Annotated in this window: 14 protein-coding genes; 11 read left to right on the top strand and 3 right to left on the bottom strand. The window is 73.0% G+C overall.

Annotation, left to right across the window (positions count from 1 at the left end):
• Nucleotides 1–70: 70 nt before the first annotated feature.
• Entirely contained in the window at nt 71–715 is a 645-nt protein-coding gene (locus tag AB0J08_RS20425) for an HNH endonuclease (protein ID WP_360635766.1), read from the bottom strand.
• Between the two features lie 525 nt (nt 716–1240).
• Here AB0J08_RS20425 and AB0J08_RS20430 point away from each other — a divergent pair.
• From AB0J08_RS20430 to AB0J08_RS20460, 7 genes are all read left to right on the top strand, one after another.
• Nucleotides 1241–2461 (top strand): mechanosensitive ion channel family protein, encoded by a 1221-nt coding sequence (locus AB0J08_RS20430; RefSeq protein ID WP_360635769.1) that lies wholly within the window; start codon nt 1241–1243, stop codon nt 2459–2461.
• Between the two features lie 341 nt (nt 2462–2802).
• Nucleotides 2803–3984, top strand: coding sequence for an ROK family transcriptional regulator (locus tag AB0J08_RS20435; protein WP_360635998.1), 1182 nt, complete (start codon nt 2803–2805; stop codon nt 3982–3984).
• 128 nt (nt 3985–4112) lie between these two features.
• Nucleotides 4113–5468 (top strand): ABC transporter substrate-binding protein, encoded by a 1356-nt coding sequence (locus tag AB0J08_RS20440; RefSeq protein ID WP_360635772.1) that lies wholly within the window; start codon nt 4113–4115, stop codon nt 5466–5468.
• Between the two features lie 22 nt (nt 5469–5490).
• Nucleotides 5491–6489: a sugar ABC transporter permease gene (locus AB0J08_RS20445; RefSeq protein ID WP_360635775.1), complete on the top strand. Its 999-nt coding sequence runs from the start codon at nt 5491–5493 to the stop codon at nt 6487–6489.
• 21 nt (nt 6490–6510) lie between these two features.
• Nucleotides 6511–7431, top strand: a complete 921-nt coding sequence (locus AB0J08_RS20450; RefSeq protein WP_360635778.1) for a carbohydrate ABC transporter permease — start codon at nt 6511–6513, stop codon at nt 7429–7431.
• A complete protein-coding gene (locus AB0J08_RS20455; protein ID WP_360635781.1) occupies nt 7431–8720 on the top strand; it encodes a 6-phospho-beta-glucosidase in 1290 nt (429 codons plus the stop codon). Before AB0J08_RS20450 ends, AB0J08_RS20455 begins: the two co-directional genes overlap by 1 nt.
• A gap of 135 nt (nt 8721–8855) precedes the next feature.
• Nucleotides 8856–9878, top strand: coding sequence for a BadF/BadG/BcrA/BcrD ATPase family protein (locus AB0J08_RS20460; RefSeq protein WP_360635785.1), 1023 nt, complete (start codon nt 8856–8858; stop codon nt 9876–9878).
• 107 nt (nt 9879–9985) lie between these two features.
• Here AB0J08_RS20460 and AB0J08_RS20465 read toward each other — a convergent pair whose 3' ends face one another.
• The gene (locus AB0J08_RS20465) at nt 9986–12061 is read right to left on the bottom strand and encodes an NB-ARC domain-containing protein (protein ID WP_360635788.1); all 2076 of its coding nucleotides are present in this window, start codon (nt 12059–12061) and stop codon (nt 9986–9988) included.
• 330 nt (nt 12062–12391) lie between these two features.
• Nucleotides 12392–12985: a hypothetical protein gene (locus tag AB0J08_RS20470; protein WP_360635791.1), complete on the bottom strand. Its 594-nt coding sequence runs from the start codon at nt 12983–12985 to the stop codon at nt 12392–12394.
• 324 nt (nt 12986–13309) lie between these two features.
• On the opposite strand from AB0J08_RS20470, the gene AB0J08_RS20475 reads away from it, so the two are divergent.
• The 4 genes from AB0J08_RS20475 (at nt 13310) to AB0J08_RS20490 (ending at nt 16615) form a co-directional block, all read left to right on the top strand.
• The gene (locus AB0J08_RS20475) at nt 13310–14266 is read left to right on the top strand and encodes a GNAT family N-acetyltransferase (protein ID WP_360635794.1); all 957 of its coding nucleotides are present in this window, start codon (nt 13310–13312) and stop codon (nt 14264–14266) included.
• Nucleotides 14267–14377: 111 nt separating this feature from the next.
• Nucleotides 14378–15130, top strand: coding sequence for an SDR family oxidoreductase (locus AB0J08_RS20480; RefSeq protein ID WP_360635797.1), 753 nt, complete (start codon nt 14378–14380; stop codon nt 15128–15130).
• A 226-nt stretch (nt 15131–15356) separates the two neighbouring features.
• Complete coding sequence (locus AB0J08_RS20485) at nt 15357–15998, top strand: hypothetical protein (protein ID WP_360635800.1); 642 nt, start codon at nt 15357–15359, stop codon at nt 15996–15998.
• A gap of 14 nt (nt 15999–16012) precedes the next feature.
• Nucleotides 16013–16615, top strand: a complete 603-nt coding sequence (locus AB0J08_RS20490; RefSeq protein WP_360635803.1) for a hypothetical protein — start codon at nt 16013–16015, stop codon at nt 16613–16615.
• The last annotated feature ends 69 nt before the right edge of the window (nt 16616–16684 follow it).

Raw genomic sequence — 16684 nt, forward strand, 5'->3', positions numbered from 1 at the left:
CCCGATACGGGGTGCGCGGCGGCCCATGAGGCGTACCGAAGATATGAGGGCAAGCCCTTGTGGAACGGGGTCAGGCGGAGAGCGGTTCGGGCTGCTCACCGCGGCGGGCGGGGGCGGAGTGGCCGGAGTGCGCCCGGCCGAGCGGCAGCGGGTGCGCGGCCTCGGTATGGTCGTGGTGTTCGTACTCGGCCCACTGCGCGGCGTGCAGCTGGTCGCCGCCGCCGTAGGGCTCCAGGTAGGGGCGCCAGCGCGGGTCCTTGATCCCGGTGCCGATGATGCGCCAGGCCAGGCCGCTGGGCGGGGCCGGTGGTCGCTTCATCCGCCAGCCGAGTTCGGTGAGGTGACGGTCGGCCTTGGTGTGGTTGCAGCGGCGGCAGGCTGCCACCACGTTGTCCCACCGGTGCTGGCCGCCCCGGCTGCGCGGGATGACGTGGTCGACGCTGGTGGCGGCGGCCCCGCAGTAGACGCAGCGGCCGTGGTCGCGGGCGAACAGTGCCCGGCGGGTGAGCGGGACGGGCCCGCAGAACGGGACCCGGACGAAGCGGGTCAGACGGACGACGGACGGCGCCGGAAGGGCGCTGGTGGCGCTGTGCAGAGTGACTCCCGAGTCCTCCAGGCTGATCGCCTTGTGGTTGAGGACCAGGATGAGTGCGCGGCGCATCGATACGACGCCGAGCGGCTCGTAGGACGCGTTGAGGACCAGGACATGCGGCACGGATGCCTCCTTGGACGCCTGCGGCGCGTGGCTCGCGCCGGGACGAGCGGTTCGACCACGCAACGGGTGCGTGATCTCCCCCAGTGTCGCCTTACGCCTTTGTACGGCGCCACCACTCCTGTGTAACGGAGCTGATGTGAACTCCGGGTGTGGGTTCTGTCATACCCGATATGCCCGGGCGAAGGACGGGTTGCACCCGGGCGCCCTCCCGGGGCACCCGCCCACCCGGTCGGAGCAGTGCGGCGGAGGGTACCGTCCGGGCGGTGCCCGGCCCGCCGGAGGCCCGATCAGGGGCCGTGCGGGGACCGGCCCGCAGGCCGATCGGGGGCGTGCCGGGGCGTTGACGGGGCGTCCGGGCGCCCGCCACGCGCCCCGGGGCGGCTCCTCCGGGGCCGCTCGGCGCCCGCTCGGCGTGTCCGGGGCGCGGTCCGGCGGCGGATAGGCTAAGGCGGACGGTCCGCAGGCCACGGGTGTGCTTCCGCGTCGGCGGGCTGTGCCACGACCCCTGCAGGAAGGTCCCCGCACGTGTTCAGGTCCGGTGCCGCCGGCCTCCTCGCCGACGCGTCCACGACGCTCACGTCCACGCCGCCGAGCCCGTCCCCGAGCCCCACGGCCCCACCGCTGCCGCAGTTCGACCTCAGGATCCCGACCAGCGCGCAGGAGGTCGGCGACACCACGAGGCAGGCGGCCGGCTGGTTCGACTCGCACTGGCAGGACTGGCTGGCCGGCGGGGTGCGGATCGTCTTCATCATCGTGCTGGCGCTGGTACTGCGGGCCGTGGTGCGCAAACTGATCACCCAGTTGATAGCGCGGATGATCAAGCCGAACGAGGCCGACGAGGAGCCCGGCCGGCTCGGCGGGCTGCTGGCCAACACCGGGGTGGTCAACCCCGAGCGGCGCCAGCAGCGCTCCGAGGCGATCGGCTCGGTGCTGCGCAGCGTCGCGTCGTTCAGCATCCTCGGGACGGCCGCGCTGATGGTCCTCTCGGCGCTCGGGGTGAACCTGGCGCCGCTGCTGGCGAGCGCCGGTGTGGCCGGCGTGGCGATCGGTTTCGGCGCCCGCAACCTGGTCACGGACTTCCTCTCCGGAGTCTTCATGATCATGGAGGACCAGTACGGCGTCGGCGACGAGATCGACACCGGGGTGGCCACCGGCACGGTGCTGGAGGTCGGCCTGCGGGTGACCAAGCTGCGTGGCGCGGGCGGCGAGATCTGGTACATCCGCAACGGCGAGGTGAAGCGGATCGCCAACATGAGCCAGGGCTGGTCGACCGCCTCGGTGGACGTCCAGGTCGGGTACAAGGAGGACCTGGCCCGGGTCGAGGCGCTGATCCGGGAGACGTCCGAGGAGCTGGCCAAGGAGGCGCCGTTCGACGAGCTGGTCTGGGCTCCGGTCTCGATCCTGGGCGTGGAGTCGGTCGCGGTGGACTCGGTGGTCCTGCGGGTCGAGGCCCGTACCGCCCCGGGCAAGGCGCTGTCGGTCGCCCGGGCGCTGCGGCACCGGCTGAAGACCGCCTTCGACCAGGCCGGCATCAAGGTCAAGGAGGAGGCCCCGCCCGCCGCCGGTGCCGTCCCGGCCACCGGGACGGCAGCGTCCGGGGTGGTACTGACGACCGCCCCGGCGACGGCGCCCACCGACCCGGCCCCGCCGTCCGCGCTGGCCGACCCGGCCTCGCCGCGCTACCTCGCGACGGCGCCGATACCGGCTCCGGTCAAGTCGCCCGACGACATCTCCAAGGCGCCCTGACGGCCCGGCCGCACGGCGCGCCGCCCGTAGGCTCCGCTCTCCTCGAACCCCGGGCACCGTTGCCCCCCGTGTTCGGCTGATGAGACCACGAGCCCGCAGGCCTCCGCGCCGATGCCGGCGATGAGGCCCCGAAGCCCCGCCTCCCGGACACCTCCGGGGGCGGGGCTTCGCACTGCCCGGTAACGCTTCGGCATCCACCGCCGGAAGGGCCATTGACACCCTCCTGAGGAGGACCGTACGGTCCTGTCTCAAGCGACTGGAAAGTTTCCTAACAGTTCATCCGGGCCACCCGGTGAGCGCCACGACGTACCGGGGAGAGGAGGATCCGAGCCGTGACCAGAATGCCCGCCAAGGCCCCCCTCGCAGGCACCCCGAGCCTGCTGCGCGCCATCAACGACCGCGCGGCCCTCGAACTGCTGCTGGAGAACGGCCCGCTCTCCCGTACCCAGATCGGCACCCTGACCGGTCTCTCCAAGCCCACCGCCTCCCAGCTGCTGGCCCGGCTGGAGGCGGCCGGGCTCGTCCTGCCGGTCGGCACAACCGCCGGCGGGCCGGGCCCCAACGCGCAGCTGTACCAGGTGAATCCGGCCGCCGGCTACGTCGCCGGCCTGGACGTCACCAACAGTCACGCCCGGATCGCGGTCGCCGACATCACCGGCGTCACGCTGGCCGAGCACGTGGTGCCGACCAAGGGCTGGCCCGCCGCCGAGACCGTCACCCGGGTCGCCGCGGCCGTCGCCGAGGCCGTCCGGGCCGCCGGGCTCCCCGAGGGCAGCCTGCGCACGGTGGCGATCGGCGTCGGTGGCGCGCCCGACCCCGTCACCGGCAAGCTCCGCTACGCCTCCCACCTGCCGGGCTGGCACTCGCCGCGGCTGGTGCGGGAGCTCTCCGAGGCGATCGGCGCACCGGTGTCGATCGAGAACGACGTGAACCTCGCCGCCGTCGCCGAGCAGGCCTCCGGCGCCGCACTCGGGTTCGAGGACTTCGTCCTGCTCTGGGCCGGCGAGGGCATCGGCGCCGCGATCGTGATCGCCGGCCGGCTGCACCGCGGCTTCACCGGGGGCGCCGGGGAGGTCGGCTACATGCCCGTCCCCGGCTCGCCGGTCGTGCGGGACGTGCGCCGCCGCAACTCCGGCGGGTTCCAGGAGCTGGCCGGCGCCCCCGCCGTCCGGGCCCTGGCCCGGGAGTACGGGCTCGGCGCGCCCACCGCGGAGGAGTCGCTCGCGAAGGCCCTGGCGACCCCGGGCGCCGGTGACGAGTTCCTCGCCGCCCTGGCCGGCCGGCTCGCCGTCGGGCTGGCCGTGATCGTCGCCGTCGTGGACCCCCAGCTCGTGGTGGTCTCCGGCGGTGTGCCGAGCGCGGGCGGCGAACGGCTGCGCGCACTCGTCGAGGAGGAACTGGCCCGGATCTCGATCGCCCGGCCGGAGGTCCGCAGCAGTGCCCTGCCCGGCTCACCCGTCCTGATCGGCGCGCTGCAACGCGCCCTGGCAGCCGCTCGCGAGGCGGTCTTCTCCACGCACTGAAGCCCCGCCCGCCGCACCACCCACAGACGCTCCCGCCCGCACCGAAGCCCCTGCACACCTCTCCCCAGCCCCCAACGCGGGACCAGAGGCAATGACGCCTGCCCGCGCACCCCCAGGAGGATCTCGAAGTGCACTCCACCAGCTCCCGCAGAAGCCGCCGGACGATCGCCGCCGTGACCGGCAGCGCCGTGCTGGCCCTGCTCGCCACGGCCTGCACCGGCACCAACGACGCCGGCGGCAACGACGACTCGGCCAGCGGCAAGGACGTCACCATCACCTTCTGGCACGGTTGGAGCCAGGACTCCGAGGTGAAGGCGATCGACGCCAACATCGCCGCCTTCGAGAAGGCCCACCCGAACATCCACGTCAAGGCCGTCGGCAACATCGCCGACGACAAGGTCAACCAGTCGCTGCGGGCCGGCGGAGCCGACGCACCGGACGTGGTCTCCTCCTTCACCACCAACAACGTCGGCATGTTCTGCTCGACCAAGGCCTTCGCCGACCTCAAGCCCTTCCTGGCGAAGGACGGGATCGACGCCGCGAAGACCTTCCCGGCCGCGATGCTCAACTACACGCAGTTCGAGGGTGACCAGTGCTCTCTGCCGCTGCTCGGCGACGCGTTCGGCCTGTACTACAACAAGGCCGCCTTCGCCAAGGCCGGCATCACCTCCGCGCCGAAGACCTTCAGCGAGTTCGCCGCCGCCGCCACCGCGCTGACCGTCCCCGACGGCAACGGCTTCAAGCAGCTCGGCTTCATGCCGCTCTACCACGGCTACGAGTCGAGCACCGAGCACTTCCTCGGCCAGTGGGGCCCGAGCTACTTCGACGGCTCCGGCAAGTCGAACCTCGCCTCCGACCCCAAGGTCGCCGCGATGCTGAACTGGCAGAAGGGCCTGGTCGACAGCCTCGGCGGCTACGACAAGCTGGACAAGTACCGCTCCACCTTCGGCGAGGAGTTCAGCGCCAAGAACCCGTTCCACACCGGCCAGGTCGCGATGGCCATCGACGGTGAGTGGCGCACCGCCTCGCTCGCCGAGAACAAGCCCGACTTCGAGTGGGCCACCGCGCCGTTCCCGGTGCCGGACGACCAGCTCGCCACCTACGGCCGCGGCTACCAGACCGGCACCATCGTCGGCATCGCCAGCAGCAGCAAGAAGCAGGCCGCCGCCTGGGAGCTGGTGAAGTACCTGACCACCGACACCGACGCGGTGGTCAGCTTCGCCAACGCGATCCACAACCTGCCGAGCACCTTCGACGCGCTCAACTCGCCGAAGCTGATCAGCGACGACAACTTCAAGACCTTCCTGGACATCGCCAAGAACCAGCACTCCGGCACCACTCCGCCGAGCGTCAACGGCGGTGCCTACATCGTGTCGCTGCAGAACCTCGGCTACGCGTACGAGTCCGGCGAGCAGAAGGATCTCGCGGCGGGCCTCACGGCCACCGCCAAGGAGATCGACGCCGCCATCGCCCAGGCCAAGTAGCCAGCGGCCCCACGGAGCTCCCATGTCACTCGCGTTCGGCACCCGCAGGGGCACCGGATCGACCGACCCGGCGGCGCCCTCCACGCAGCACCTGCTGCGCCGGAAGCGCCGCCGGGAGGCGGCCCGCACCCTCGCCTTCCTCTCCCCCTGGCTGATCGGCTTCAGCGTCTTCTTCCTGTACCCGCTGATCTCCACCGTCTACTTCAGCTTCATGAAGTACAACGGCTTCAGCGTCCCCACCTTCAACGGCCTGAAGAACTGGGACTACGTCTTCAACGACTACCCGTCCTTCTGGCAGGGCCTGCGCAACACGCTCTGGCTCGTCGTCATCATGGTGTCGCTGCGGGTCGCGTTCGGCCTCGGCATCGGGATGCTCATCACCAAGGTCAAGACCGGCGCCGGCTTCTTCCGCACCGCGTTCTACCTGCCCTACCTGGCACCGCCGGTGGCCGCCACCGTGTCCTTCGCCTTCCTGCTCAACCCCGGCACCGGACCGGTCAACCACTTCCTCGGCGAGCTCGGCCTGCCCCAGCCCGGCTGGTTCGCCGACCCGACCTGGTCGAAGCCCGCGCTCACCATGCTCGCCATGTGGGGCATCGGCGACCTGATGGTCATCTTCATGGCGTCCCTGCTGGACGTCCCGAAGGAGCAGTACGAGGCGGCCGAGCTGGACGGCGCCGGCCCGCTCCAGCGCTTCCGCTACGTCACCCTGCCGAACATCTCGCCGATCATCATGTTCGCGGTGGTCACCGGGGTCATCCAGACCATGCAGTACTACACCCAGGCGATCGTCGCCGGGAAGGTCGCCGGCGGCATCGCCGGCAACTCCGGGCAGCAGTTCGAGCCCGGCTACCCGCAGGGCTCCACCTGGACCCTGCCGCAGATGGTCTACAACCTCGGCTTCCAGCACTTCAACTACGGCGCGGCGTGCGTCGTGGCCCTGGTGCTGTTCGCCATCTCGATGGCCGTCACCTCGCTCCTGCTGCGCCGCAAGTCCGGCTTCATGGCGAGCGACGACTAGCGGACCAGTGAGGACACGATCATGACTCTCAGCACCACGCTCACCAAGGCCCCCGCGGGCGCGTCCGGCACCGCCGGCGCCGGCCGGCCCGGCACCGCCGCCGCCCGGGCCGCCCGCCGCCGCGCCGCGCTCAACTGGGTGGCCGTCCACTCGCTGGCCATCGCCGCCACGCTGTTCTTCCTGCTGCCGTTCGTCTTCACCTTCCTCACCTCGGTGATGACGGACAACCAGGCGCTCACCACCGACTACTGGCCCACCTCCTGGGAGTGGGGCAACTACGCCAAGGTCTGGAACACCCCCGGGTTCCTCACCTGGTGGCGCAACACCCTGCTGTACGCCGGCCTCGGCACCGTGCTGACCGTCGTCTCCAGCCTGCCGGTGGCGTACGCACTCGCCAAGTTCCGCTTCCGCGGCCGCAACCTCGCGCTGATGGCGGTCATCGCGATGATGATGCTGCCGCCGCAGGTCACCGTCATCCCGATGTACCTGTTCTGGTCGAAGCAGATGGGCCTCTCCGGCTCGCTCTGGCCGCTGATCATCCCGATGGCCTTCGGCGACGCCTTCTCGATCTTCCTGCTGCGCCAGTTCCTGCTAACCATCCCCAAGGAGTACATCGAGGCGGCCCGGATCGACGGCTGCGGCGACCTGCGCACCCTCCTCAAGGTGGTGCTGCCGATGGCCAAGCCGGCCATCGCCGCCGTCGCCCTGTTCCAGTTCTTCTACGCCTGGAACGACTACTTCGGCCCGCAGATCTACGCCAGCAACAATCCCGGCGCCTGGACGCTCTCCTACGGTCTGGAGTCCTTCAAGGGCGCCCACCACACCAACTGGAACCTCACCATGGCCGCCACCCTGCTGGTGATGGCGCCGGTGATCATCCTCTTCTTCTTCGCACAGAAGGCCTTCATCGAAGGCGTGACACTGACAGGGGTCAAGGGCTGATGTCCGCACTGAAGTTGGCCATCGTGGGTGGCGGTTCGACGTACACTCCCGAACTCATCGACGGTTTCGCCCGGCTGCGCGACACCCTGCCGATCGCCGAGCTCGTCCTGATCGACCCGGCCACCGACCGGCTGGAGCTGATCGGCGGGCTGGCCCGACGGATCTTCGCCAAGCAGGGACACGGCGCCGTCGTCACCACGACGACCGACGTCACGGCGGGCGTCGCCGACGCCGACGCGGTGCTGCTGCAGCTGCGGGTCGGCGGGCAGGCGGCCCGCGACCGGGACGAGACCTGGCCCCTGGAGTGCGGCTGCGTCGGCCAGGAGACCACCGGGGCGGGCGGTCTGGCCAAGGCCCTGCGCACCGTACCGGTGGTGCTGGACATCGCCGAGAAGGTCCGCCGGGCCAACCCCGACGCGTGGATCGTCGACTTCACCAACCCGGTCGGCATCGTGACCCGGGCGCTGCAGAACGCCGGGCACAAGGCCGTCGGCCTGTGCAACGTCGCGATCGGCTTCCAGCGGCGGTTCGCCGGACGCCTCGGCGTCGACCCCGAGCTGATCCGCCTCGACCACGTCGGCCTGAACCACCTCACCTGGGAACGCGGCGTCACCCTGCTCGACGCCCCGGGCGCGGCCACCGGGCGCGAGGTGCTGCCGGAGCTTCTCGCCGGCTTCGGCAAGGAGATCTCCGAGGACCTCCGGCTGCCGCAGCGGGTCGTCGAGCGTCTCGGCGTGGTGCCCTCCTACTACCTGCGGTACTTCTACCAGCACGACGCCGTCGTCGAGGAGCTGAAGGCCAAGGGCTCCCGTGCCGCCGAGGTCGCCGAGATCGAGCGGCAGCTGCTGGAGATGTACGCCGACCCGGCCCTGGACACCAAGCCGGAGCTGCTCGGCAAGCGCGGCGGCGCGTTCTACTCCGAGGCGGCCGTCCAGCTGATCGCCGCCCTGCTGGGCACCGGCGGCGGGACGTCCGTGCAGGTGGTGAACGCCCGCAACAACGGCGTGCTGCCGTTCCTGCCCGACGACGCCGTGATCGAGGTGCCGGCCGAGGTGGACGCGGCCGGCGTGCGCCCACTGCCGCAGCGCCCCGTCGAGCCGCTGTACGCCGGCCTGATCGCCGCCGTGACCTCGTACGAGCAGCTCGCCCTCGACGCCGCCCTGCGCGGCGGCCGCGACCGGGTCTTCGACGCCCTGCTCGCCCACCCGCTGGTCGGCCAGATCGAACTCGCCGACCAGCTGACGGACCGGCTGCTCGCGCACAACCGCGAGCACCTCGCCTGGGCCTGACGAGCCCCTTCCGTCCGGCCCGCGCGGCCGCCCGTCGGCTCCCCCGACGGCGGCGCCGGCGGGCCGGGCCGCGAGGAGACCGACCACCCCCGGCCGGGGACAACGGCCGGGCCACGTACGAGCCGCGGGGACCTCATGACCCACCAGCCCGACCCACTCCTGCCCGGCGTTCTCGCCATCGACGCGGGCAACTCCAAGACCGACGTCGCCCTGATCGGCGCCGACGGCACCGTGCGGGGCTCCGCCCGGGGCGGCGGCTTCGCACCGCAGAAGATCGGCGGCGCGGCGGCCGTCGCCGGCCTCGCGCCGCTGGTCGAGGAGGCGGCCACCGCTGCCGGGCTGTCGTTCCGCAGCGGTGTCCTGACCACCCACGTCAGCGCCTGCCTCGCCAACGCCGACCTCCCGGTGGAGGAGGCCGCGCTGCGCACCGCCCTGGAGTCCCACCCCTGGGGCGTCACGAGCACCGTCGTCAACGACACCTTCGGCCTGCTGCGGGCGGGCACCGACGGCCCGCGCGGCGTCGCCGTCGTCTGCGGCGCCGGCATCAACTGCGTCGGCCTGCTGCCCGACGGCCGCACCGCCCGGTTCCCCGCCCTCGGCGAACTGACCGGCGACTGGGGCGGCGGCAGCGGCCTGGCCGTCAGCAGCATGTGGCACGCCGTGCGGGCCGAGGACGGCCGCGGCGGCCCGACCGGCCTCGCCCGCGCCATCGCCGAGCACTTCGGCCTGCCGAACACCGGCGCCGTCGCCGAGGCGATCCACCTCGGCCACCTGCCCTTCGGCCGGCTGCACGAGATCGTCCGGGTGCTGTTCGCGGTGGCGGGGACCGGCGACCCGGTCGCCCTGGAGCTGATAGACCGGCAGGCCGACGAGATCACCCGGCTCGCCGTCGTCGCACTGCGACGGCTGGACCTGATGGACGAGCCCACCCCGCTGGTCCTGGGCGGCGGGGTGCTCGCCTCCCGGCAGCCGCTGCTGCTCGACAACCTGACGACGCGCCTGGCCGCGGCGGCGCCGCTGGCCGAGCCGCGGGTCGTCGTGGCACCGCCGGTGCTGGGCGCCGCGCTGCTCGGCCTCGACCACCTCGCCGCCGGGCCGGCGGCCCAGGCGCGGGTCCGCGAGGCGTACGGCGACCCGGCCCGGCCGGTGGCCGCGTAGGGCCCTGCCGTCACCGGCTGCCGGGCCCGCCCGGCCGCTCCCCGAGTTCCGCCCCCGACGGGTCCGCACACCCGCCGGGGGCGGTGTCGCCGGACCGACGGGCCGGATCAGTCGGATCGCGGCACGGCTTCACCCCGGAAGGGGCCGAGGAGACCGTGCAGAAGACGGGTGACCCGGTCGTCCGGCCCGAGCGTACGGTCGAGGTCGGACAGGAGCCGCCCGCCGACCTCCTGGGCGTCCTCCGGCCGACCGACCCTGCGCAGGTTGTCCGCGAGGAGGCCGCGGACCAGGAACTCGTATCTGCTGCCCGGCCCCACCGCTCGCGCCACGTCGTCCACCAGCGCGACGAGGGTGTCGTGGATGACCTCCGGGTACTCCGACCCGGCCGCCATGCACGCCGTGAAGGCGCGGAGCAGGACCCGGGCGTCGTCCTCCGGGCCACCGGACGTGAGTTCCGCGAACGCTGCCAGTGCGCCGGCGGGATCCCCGGTCAACCCCTTCCGCATCGCGATCTCCAGACGGGTGTCGGCGACGTTCGGATGATCGACGCCGTACACCCGGACCTGCTCCGCCAACAGGTCGTGCGCGATCTCGAACTCCTCGGCCCGGTCCGCGCGGAGCTGGGCGAGCCGCCAGCGGGTGGTCATGGTGTCGACGTGGTCCGGGCCGAGCAGGCGGACCCGATCGGCCAGCAGCTCCTCCAGCACCCGAACGGCGACGTCGACGTCCCCCGCCGCACTCCTGAAGAGGGCGTGCTGCTGGCGCACGTCGAGGGTGAACGCGTGATCGGGACCGCACCGGGCGGCGGCCTCCACCCCGAGGCTCTCGAATCGGGCGGCGGCGGCCCCGGGCTGCGCGACGTAGCCGAGGCCGAAGGCTTCCGCCAGCAGCACGAGTCGGCCGTCTTCCTGCCAGAGGGCCTCGTGTCCGTGGGAGCGCAGGGCGGCGGCGTTGACCACGAACGACAGGGTGGCCGCCTGGTGGATCCCGGCGGTCGGCCAGGAGTCGAGCAGCGCCTCCACAGCACTGGAGAACAGCTCGGACCTGGCCTCCTCGCCCTCCACGGAGTCGTAGGCGGCCCGCTGGGTCAGCACGTGCACCCGGAACACGTCGGGGCTCTGCTCGGGACCGGGTGGCACGCGCTCGCCGAGACCGAGGCGGTGGACCGTCCGCAGCACACCGGCCACGGTCGCCGCCGTCGCCTTCCCGCTGGTGCGGTCCAGGTGGTCGCACGCCCCCTCGGAGGTCAGCACGCTCACGGGCACGCCGTCGGGGGCGAACACCGACGCCAACCGCAGCACCGGCGTCGCCAACCCCGCCGTCGCGGCGTCCGCGCGTTCCAGCGAGAGCGCCAGCACCGCCGCCAGGGTGGCCTGTTGGTCATCGGGTAGCGCTCCCCGATCGGGCACCAGCTCGGCGAGGGGGCGGCGTTCGCGGAGCCGGGCCCGGTACGCGGCGACGGTGAGCCCGGTGTCCGCGAGGTCGACCAGGTAGGCGGCGGCCTGGGCGAGGGCGAGCGGGAGGTGGCCGAGGTCCGCGGCGAGGCCGGCGAGTTCGACGTCCGGCCCGGTGAGGCCGTGCAGGCCGAGCCGGGCGGCGAGGTAGGCCGAGGACTCCTGGGGCGAGAAGAGTTCGACGTGGATCACGCCCCGGTCCGCCGTGCGCAGGGCCGGGTCGCGGCGGCGGGTGGTCGCGACGGTTCGGCCCCGGCCGGTGATCGGGGGCCAGAGGCCGCGCAGGTCGGCCGGATCCTGGAGGTCGTCGAGGACGACCAGCCAGCGGCGCTCCGTCGTGTTGAGCCAGGCGAGGAAGCGATCGGCGTCGCCGGTGTCCGACAGGCCGAGCTGAACCGCGGCCTGCGCGTACGCCTGTCGGACGGCGTGACGGCTGGTGGCCGTGGCCCAGACCAGCAGGTCGACCTGCCCGGCGCGTAGCTGGGTGTGGGCGTGGTGCGCGGCGAGCTGGGTCTTGCCGATACCACCCATGCCGGACAGGACGACGGCTCGGCTCCCGGTGATCGTCGTGACCAGGCCGCGCGACTGGAAGGCGTCCGCCACGGCCGGGACGACGCCGACCTGGTGGGGCCAGCGCGGCTCCTCGGTGGTCACGTTCACCTGGTGGGCCTGGATGAGCATGCCGTTGACCGTGCCACCGGCCATCTGGTTGCGGACCGCATCGGGCATGGCAGCCAGTGTCACAGCTCGCCGTCCACCAGGTGGACGCTTCTGTCGGATTCCTCCGCGCTCTGCTGAGCCGCTCGGTACGGAAGACGAACAGGACGGCCGGCAGCGGTGGTGGTCCTCGCCGTCGGGATGTTCGCGATGACCTCCGGGTGCGCGTTCCAGTTCGGGCTGCCGTACCGATCCCGCCCCTGGCGGCGGCACTGGTACCGCGACCGCAGGGGAAGTCGGCCGAACCGAACTTTCCGTGCGCGGCCGGAGCCGGCCGGGCCCCCGGCTGAGCGCGGCCCGTAGGTGCCCGGCGCACCCCGACGCCCTCCCCGGCCGCTCTCCTCAGCCGGCGGCCGCGCCCCGCACCGCCCGGGGGTCGGCGGCCGCGCCGCGACGACGGCGGTGGTAGTGCACCGTCAGCACCGCGAGCAGCGGCCCCCAGGCGGCCAACGGCAGGTAGCAGACCCAGAACAACACCGTCTGCCAGCCGTGCGTGATGATCTCGGCCGGCTCCCCGTCGAGCTTGCGCCCGAAGGCGAACATGACCATCGCGTACGGGAAGACCATCAGCACCGTCGCACCGAGCCCGGCCGGGACGACGGCGGCGAGGGGCGGCACCCGGCGGCCGGCCAGGCCCGGGATCCACCTCGGCCACACCTGCCCCCACTGGGCGACCAGCCCGACCGCGAGGAACGCCAGCGCCTCGCTGACCACGCTCAGCGCGATGATGTACCACCACCCGAGGGAGAACGCCGGCGAGGCCGGGACGGCCGCGTCGTGCTCCAGCAGCGGTACGCCGAAGATCATGGCCGCGATCCGCCAGATACCGGAGGGCAGCGCGGTCAGGGTGGTGGCGTAGGCGGCGAGCAGCGCCCAGCGCGGCACTCCCGCCGCCGTCCGGACGTGCGAACTCCTTTTCCTCGCACCGACGTTCATGTGTCCTCCCCGACAGAAGGCCCGGTCGACGGGCCGCGCGACTGCTTCTGTTTCCAAGGTCGCAGCACCGCCACCGCGGCCGCGTCCTCCGGGGGACGGGACCGGCTCACCCACGCGGGGGAGGCGGTGGTGCACCGCACGGAGGACGGCCGTCCACGGCCGGGGTCGGCCTCGACCCCGGCCCGTCCTCCGTCCCCGCCCCCGCCCCCGCCCCCGCCCCCGCCCCCGCCCGCACGGTGACGGCCGGCCGCGATCCCCGGCGTCTCGGCGCGAACTCGCCTGGGGCGGTCGACAGATCGGCCGTCGATGGCGCAGAGTCGCATCATGCCCCGACCTCCGCTGCCGTCCCTCCCGACCCACTACCGGAGCCGGGCCGCCACGCCCGCCGACGCACCGGCGATCCACCGGCTGGTCAGCGCCTGCGAACGCGAGCTGCTCGGCGACGCCGGGGCCCGGGCCGAGAACGCCGCCGACGGTGTGGCCGCCGACCTCACCCTGCCCGACCTGGACCCCGCGCGCGACACGCTGCTGGTGCAGGACACGGCGGGGGCGCTGGTCGGCCGGGCCTGGGTGCACGGCGGGCGGCGGAGCAAGGTCGACGTCCACCCCGCCCACCGGGGCGTGGGGTTGGGCGGCGCACTGCTGGACTGGGCCGAGGCCCGGGCGCGACAGCTGGGCAGCGAGCGGCTCTCCCAGACCCTCCTGGACGGCGACCGGGCGGCCGTCGCGCTGCTGCGGACCCGCGGGTACGGGGCTTTCGTCACCCAGTGGCTGCTGGAGATCCCGCTGCCCGCCGAGTCGGTGGTGCCCGCGCCGCCGGCGGGGATCACCGTCCGTCCGTTCCGGCCCGGCGACGAGCGGGCGGCGTACCTGCTCACCGAGGACGCGTTCGACGAGTGGCAGGTGCGGCGCAAGCCCTACGAGGAGTGGGCGCGGCACACCGTCGAGCGGGCCGCCTTCGCCCCGGCGCTCTCGCCCCTGGCGTTCGCCGACGGACAGTTGGTCGGCGCGGTGCTGTCGCTGGACGCCCCGGAGACCGGCGAGGGCTATGTCGAGCGGGTCGCGGTCCGGCGGGACCACCGCAACCGGGGGATCGCCCGCGCGCTGCTCCTGGAGGCCTTCCGCACCTTCCACCGGCACGGGCGGCGGGCGTGCACGCTGTGGACGCACTCGGAGACCGGCGCCCTCGCGCTGTACGAGCGGGTGGGGATGACGATCCGGTCCAGCTCGACGGTCTACGGCAAGCCCCTCCACCCCGACGGCGGGAGCGCACCGGCCTGACGCGTCGTCATCTGACCGAGTGGGGAGCACCGTCCGGCCGCGACAGGAGGTTACCGACGGGTAGGATCCGGCCCGGAGCTGTCGGAGTCGCAGGACCAGGGGGCGCAGACGATGGAGCAGCGGCGGACCGCGGTGGTGTCGGGCGGCGGGACGGGGATCGGCCGGGCCGTCGCGGCCGAACTCGCCGGACGCGGCTACCGGGTGGCGATCCTCGGACGGCGCGCCGAGGTGCTGGCCGAGGCGGCGGCGGAGATCGGGACCGAGGTGGTGCCGATCGCGGCCGACCTCACGGTGGCCGCCGAGGTCACGGAGGCGGCCGCGACCATCGCGGCACTCGGCCCGGTGGACGTGCTCGTCAACAACGCCGGAGCGGTGATCACCCCGCCCGCGGACGCCTCCCTGGAGGCCTTGGCCGAGGCCTGGCGGCGCGACCTGGACACCAATCTGCTGACCGCCGTGCTGCTCACCACCGCCCTCGCCGACCATCTGCGCCGCCCGGGCGGCCGGTTGATCCTGATCAGCTCCGCCGCCGCCCAGCGCGGCGGCGCCGGCCCGCACTCGGCCGGCTCCTACGCCGCCGCGAAGGCCGCCCTGCACGGCTGGGGCTTCGGCCTCGCCCGACGGTTCGGCCCGGAAGGCATCACCGTCAACATCGTCGCCCCCGGCTACGTCGAGTCCACCGAGATCTTCGGCAGCGACTGGACTCCGGAGTTCCACGCCGACAAGATCTCCGCCACCCTGGTCGGCCGGGCCGGCACCCCGGGGGACGTGGCGGCCGCCGTCGCCTATCTGGCCTCCCCGGAGGCCGGCTACGTGACCGGGCAGGTCATCGGCGTCAACGGCGGTGCGGTCCTCGGGCGCTGAGGCGACCCGCGTACCGTTTCGCGATCATGGCACCAGACTCGCCGTCACCTGCCTTTCCCATCACGCTTGTTGATGGAAACGTCGGAGACGGATCGGGCCGGATCCTCCCCCAGAAGGTTGGGATACCGGCCGCCCCGCCCCGGACGCGAGGATGCCCGTACCGGGAGTCGTGGCATGGACGAGACACGGCTCCCGCCGCATCCCATCCGACCGGAGGAGCACCCTCATGGCTTCGCGCAACCGACGCGCCGCCCTCGCCTCAGGCTTCACCGCACTGTTCGCAGTGGCCGGCCTCGGGCTCGGCGCCGCGCCCGCACAGGCCGACCCGCCCCCGAACCCCGTCTGCAATCCGGACCGGGACTACCTCTGGGAGGACATCGTCACGGCCCGGGTCGAGCCGACCGTCACCGACTTCCTCGCGGTCGCCATCGCCCCCGGGACCACCGGCCAGTACACCAAGACGCTGTCCGAGATCGACTCCGTGAGAACTACGGTCAACGACAGCGTGGAGGTGACCGCCGACTTCAAGGCACTCTTCGTCAAGGTCAGCGCCAAGGTCGGCTTCTCGGTGGCCACCACCAAGTCGAGCACCCGGACCACGACCGTCACCGACACCGTGAACTTCAACAGCCCCGGCTACTACGGCCTCTACCGCGGCACCCGGAAGGTGACCGGCGAGTGGGTCCGGTACCTCTGCGCGCGCTCCGGCCCGGGCACCGGCTACTGGATCAACACCACCCCCGGCTCCCCCGGGACCTTCACCACCTTCGACGTACCCGAGCAGGGCACCGTCTCCTGCGGCTCGCCCGAGCCGGCCGGCACCCTGCGGGCGGCCGCCCGGCTCCGCCTCTTCTGTCCCCAGCCGTGAGAAGGAGTTCCCTGATGTCCGCCCCGCACCGATTCCGCCACGGGCTACGCCGCCGGCCGGCCGTGTTCGGCACCGCCGCTGCCGCCGTCGCCCTCCTGTTCACCGCCGTCCCGACCGCCGTGGCGGCTCCCGCCCCGGCCCCGGCCGCCCTCACCACCACCTGGGGCGACTTCACCTGCGACGGGGGTCTCTACCGCATCAAGGCCCCGACCCCCGGCGACCTGGCGCTGACCGTCGCCCTGTCGCCCGGGAACCACGGCTCGGTCATCCAGTACGTCTGGACCGGCGAGTCCAACCAGAAGTGGATCTACTGCCACCGGCCCGAGTCCGACGGCACCGAGACGGTGGTCCTCCAGGACAGCTGGCGGCGCTGGTGCCTCGCCGTCGACCGCGACTCCATGAGCTCCGGGGCCTGGATCCTCACCACCGGCTGCTTCAGCGACCACGTCCCCACCGAGCAGCAGTTCGTGAAGACGAAGGTGCCGGGCACCGATCTGTTCGCCCTCCAGGGGCAGCACTCCCGCAAGTGGGTGGCGGCCTCCGGCACCTTCGGCCAGAACGGCAACCAGATCACCCAGGGCGACCAGCCGGACCTGTACACGCTCCAGGCCGTCTGACGGCGAGCGGCCGGCCGACGCCGGGCCCGGCGACCGCGGCGGGGGGGTGTCCCGTGCGCGGCCCGCCGG

Source organism: Kitasatospora sp. NPDC050463 (assembly GCF_040655255.1).
In the GTDB taxonomy this organism is placed as follows: Bacteria; Actinomycetota; Actinomycetes; order Streptomycetales; family Streptomycetaceae; genus Kitasatospora.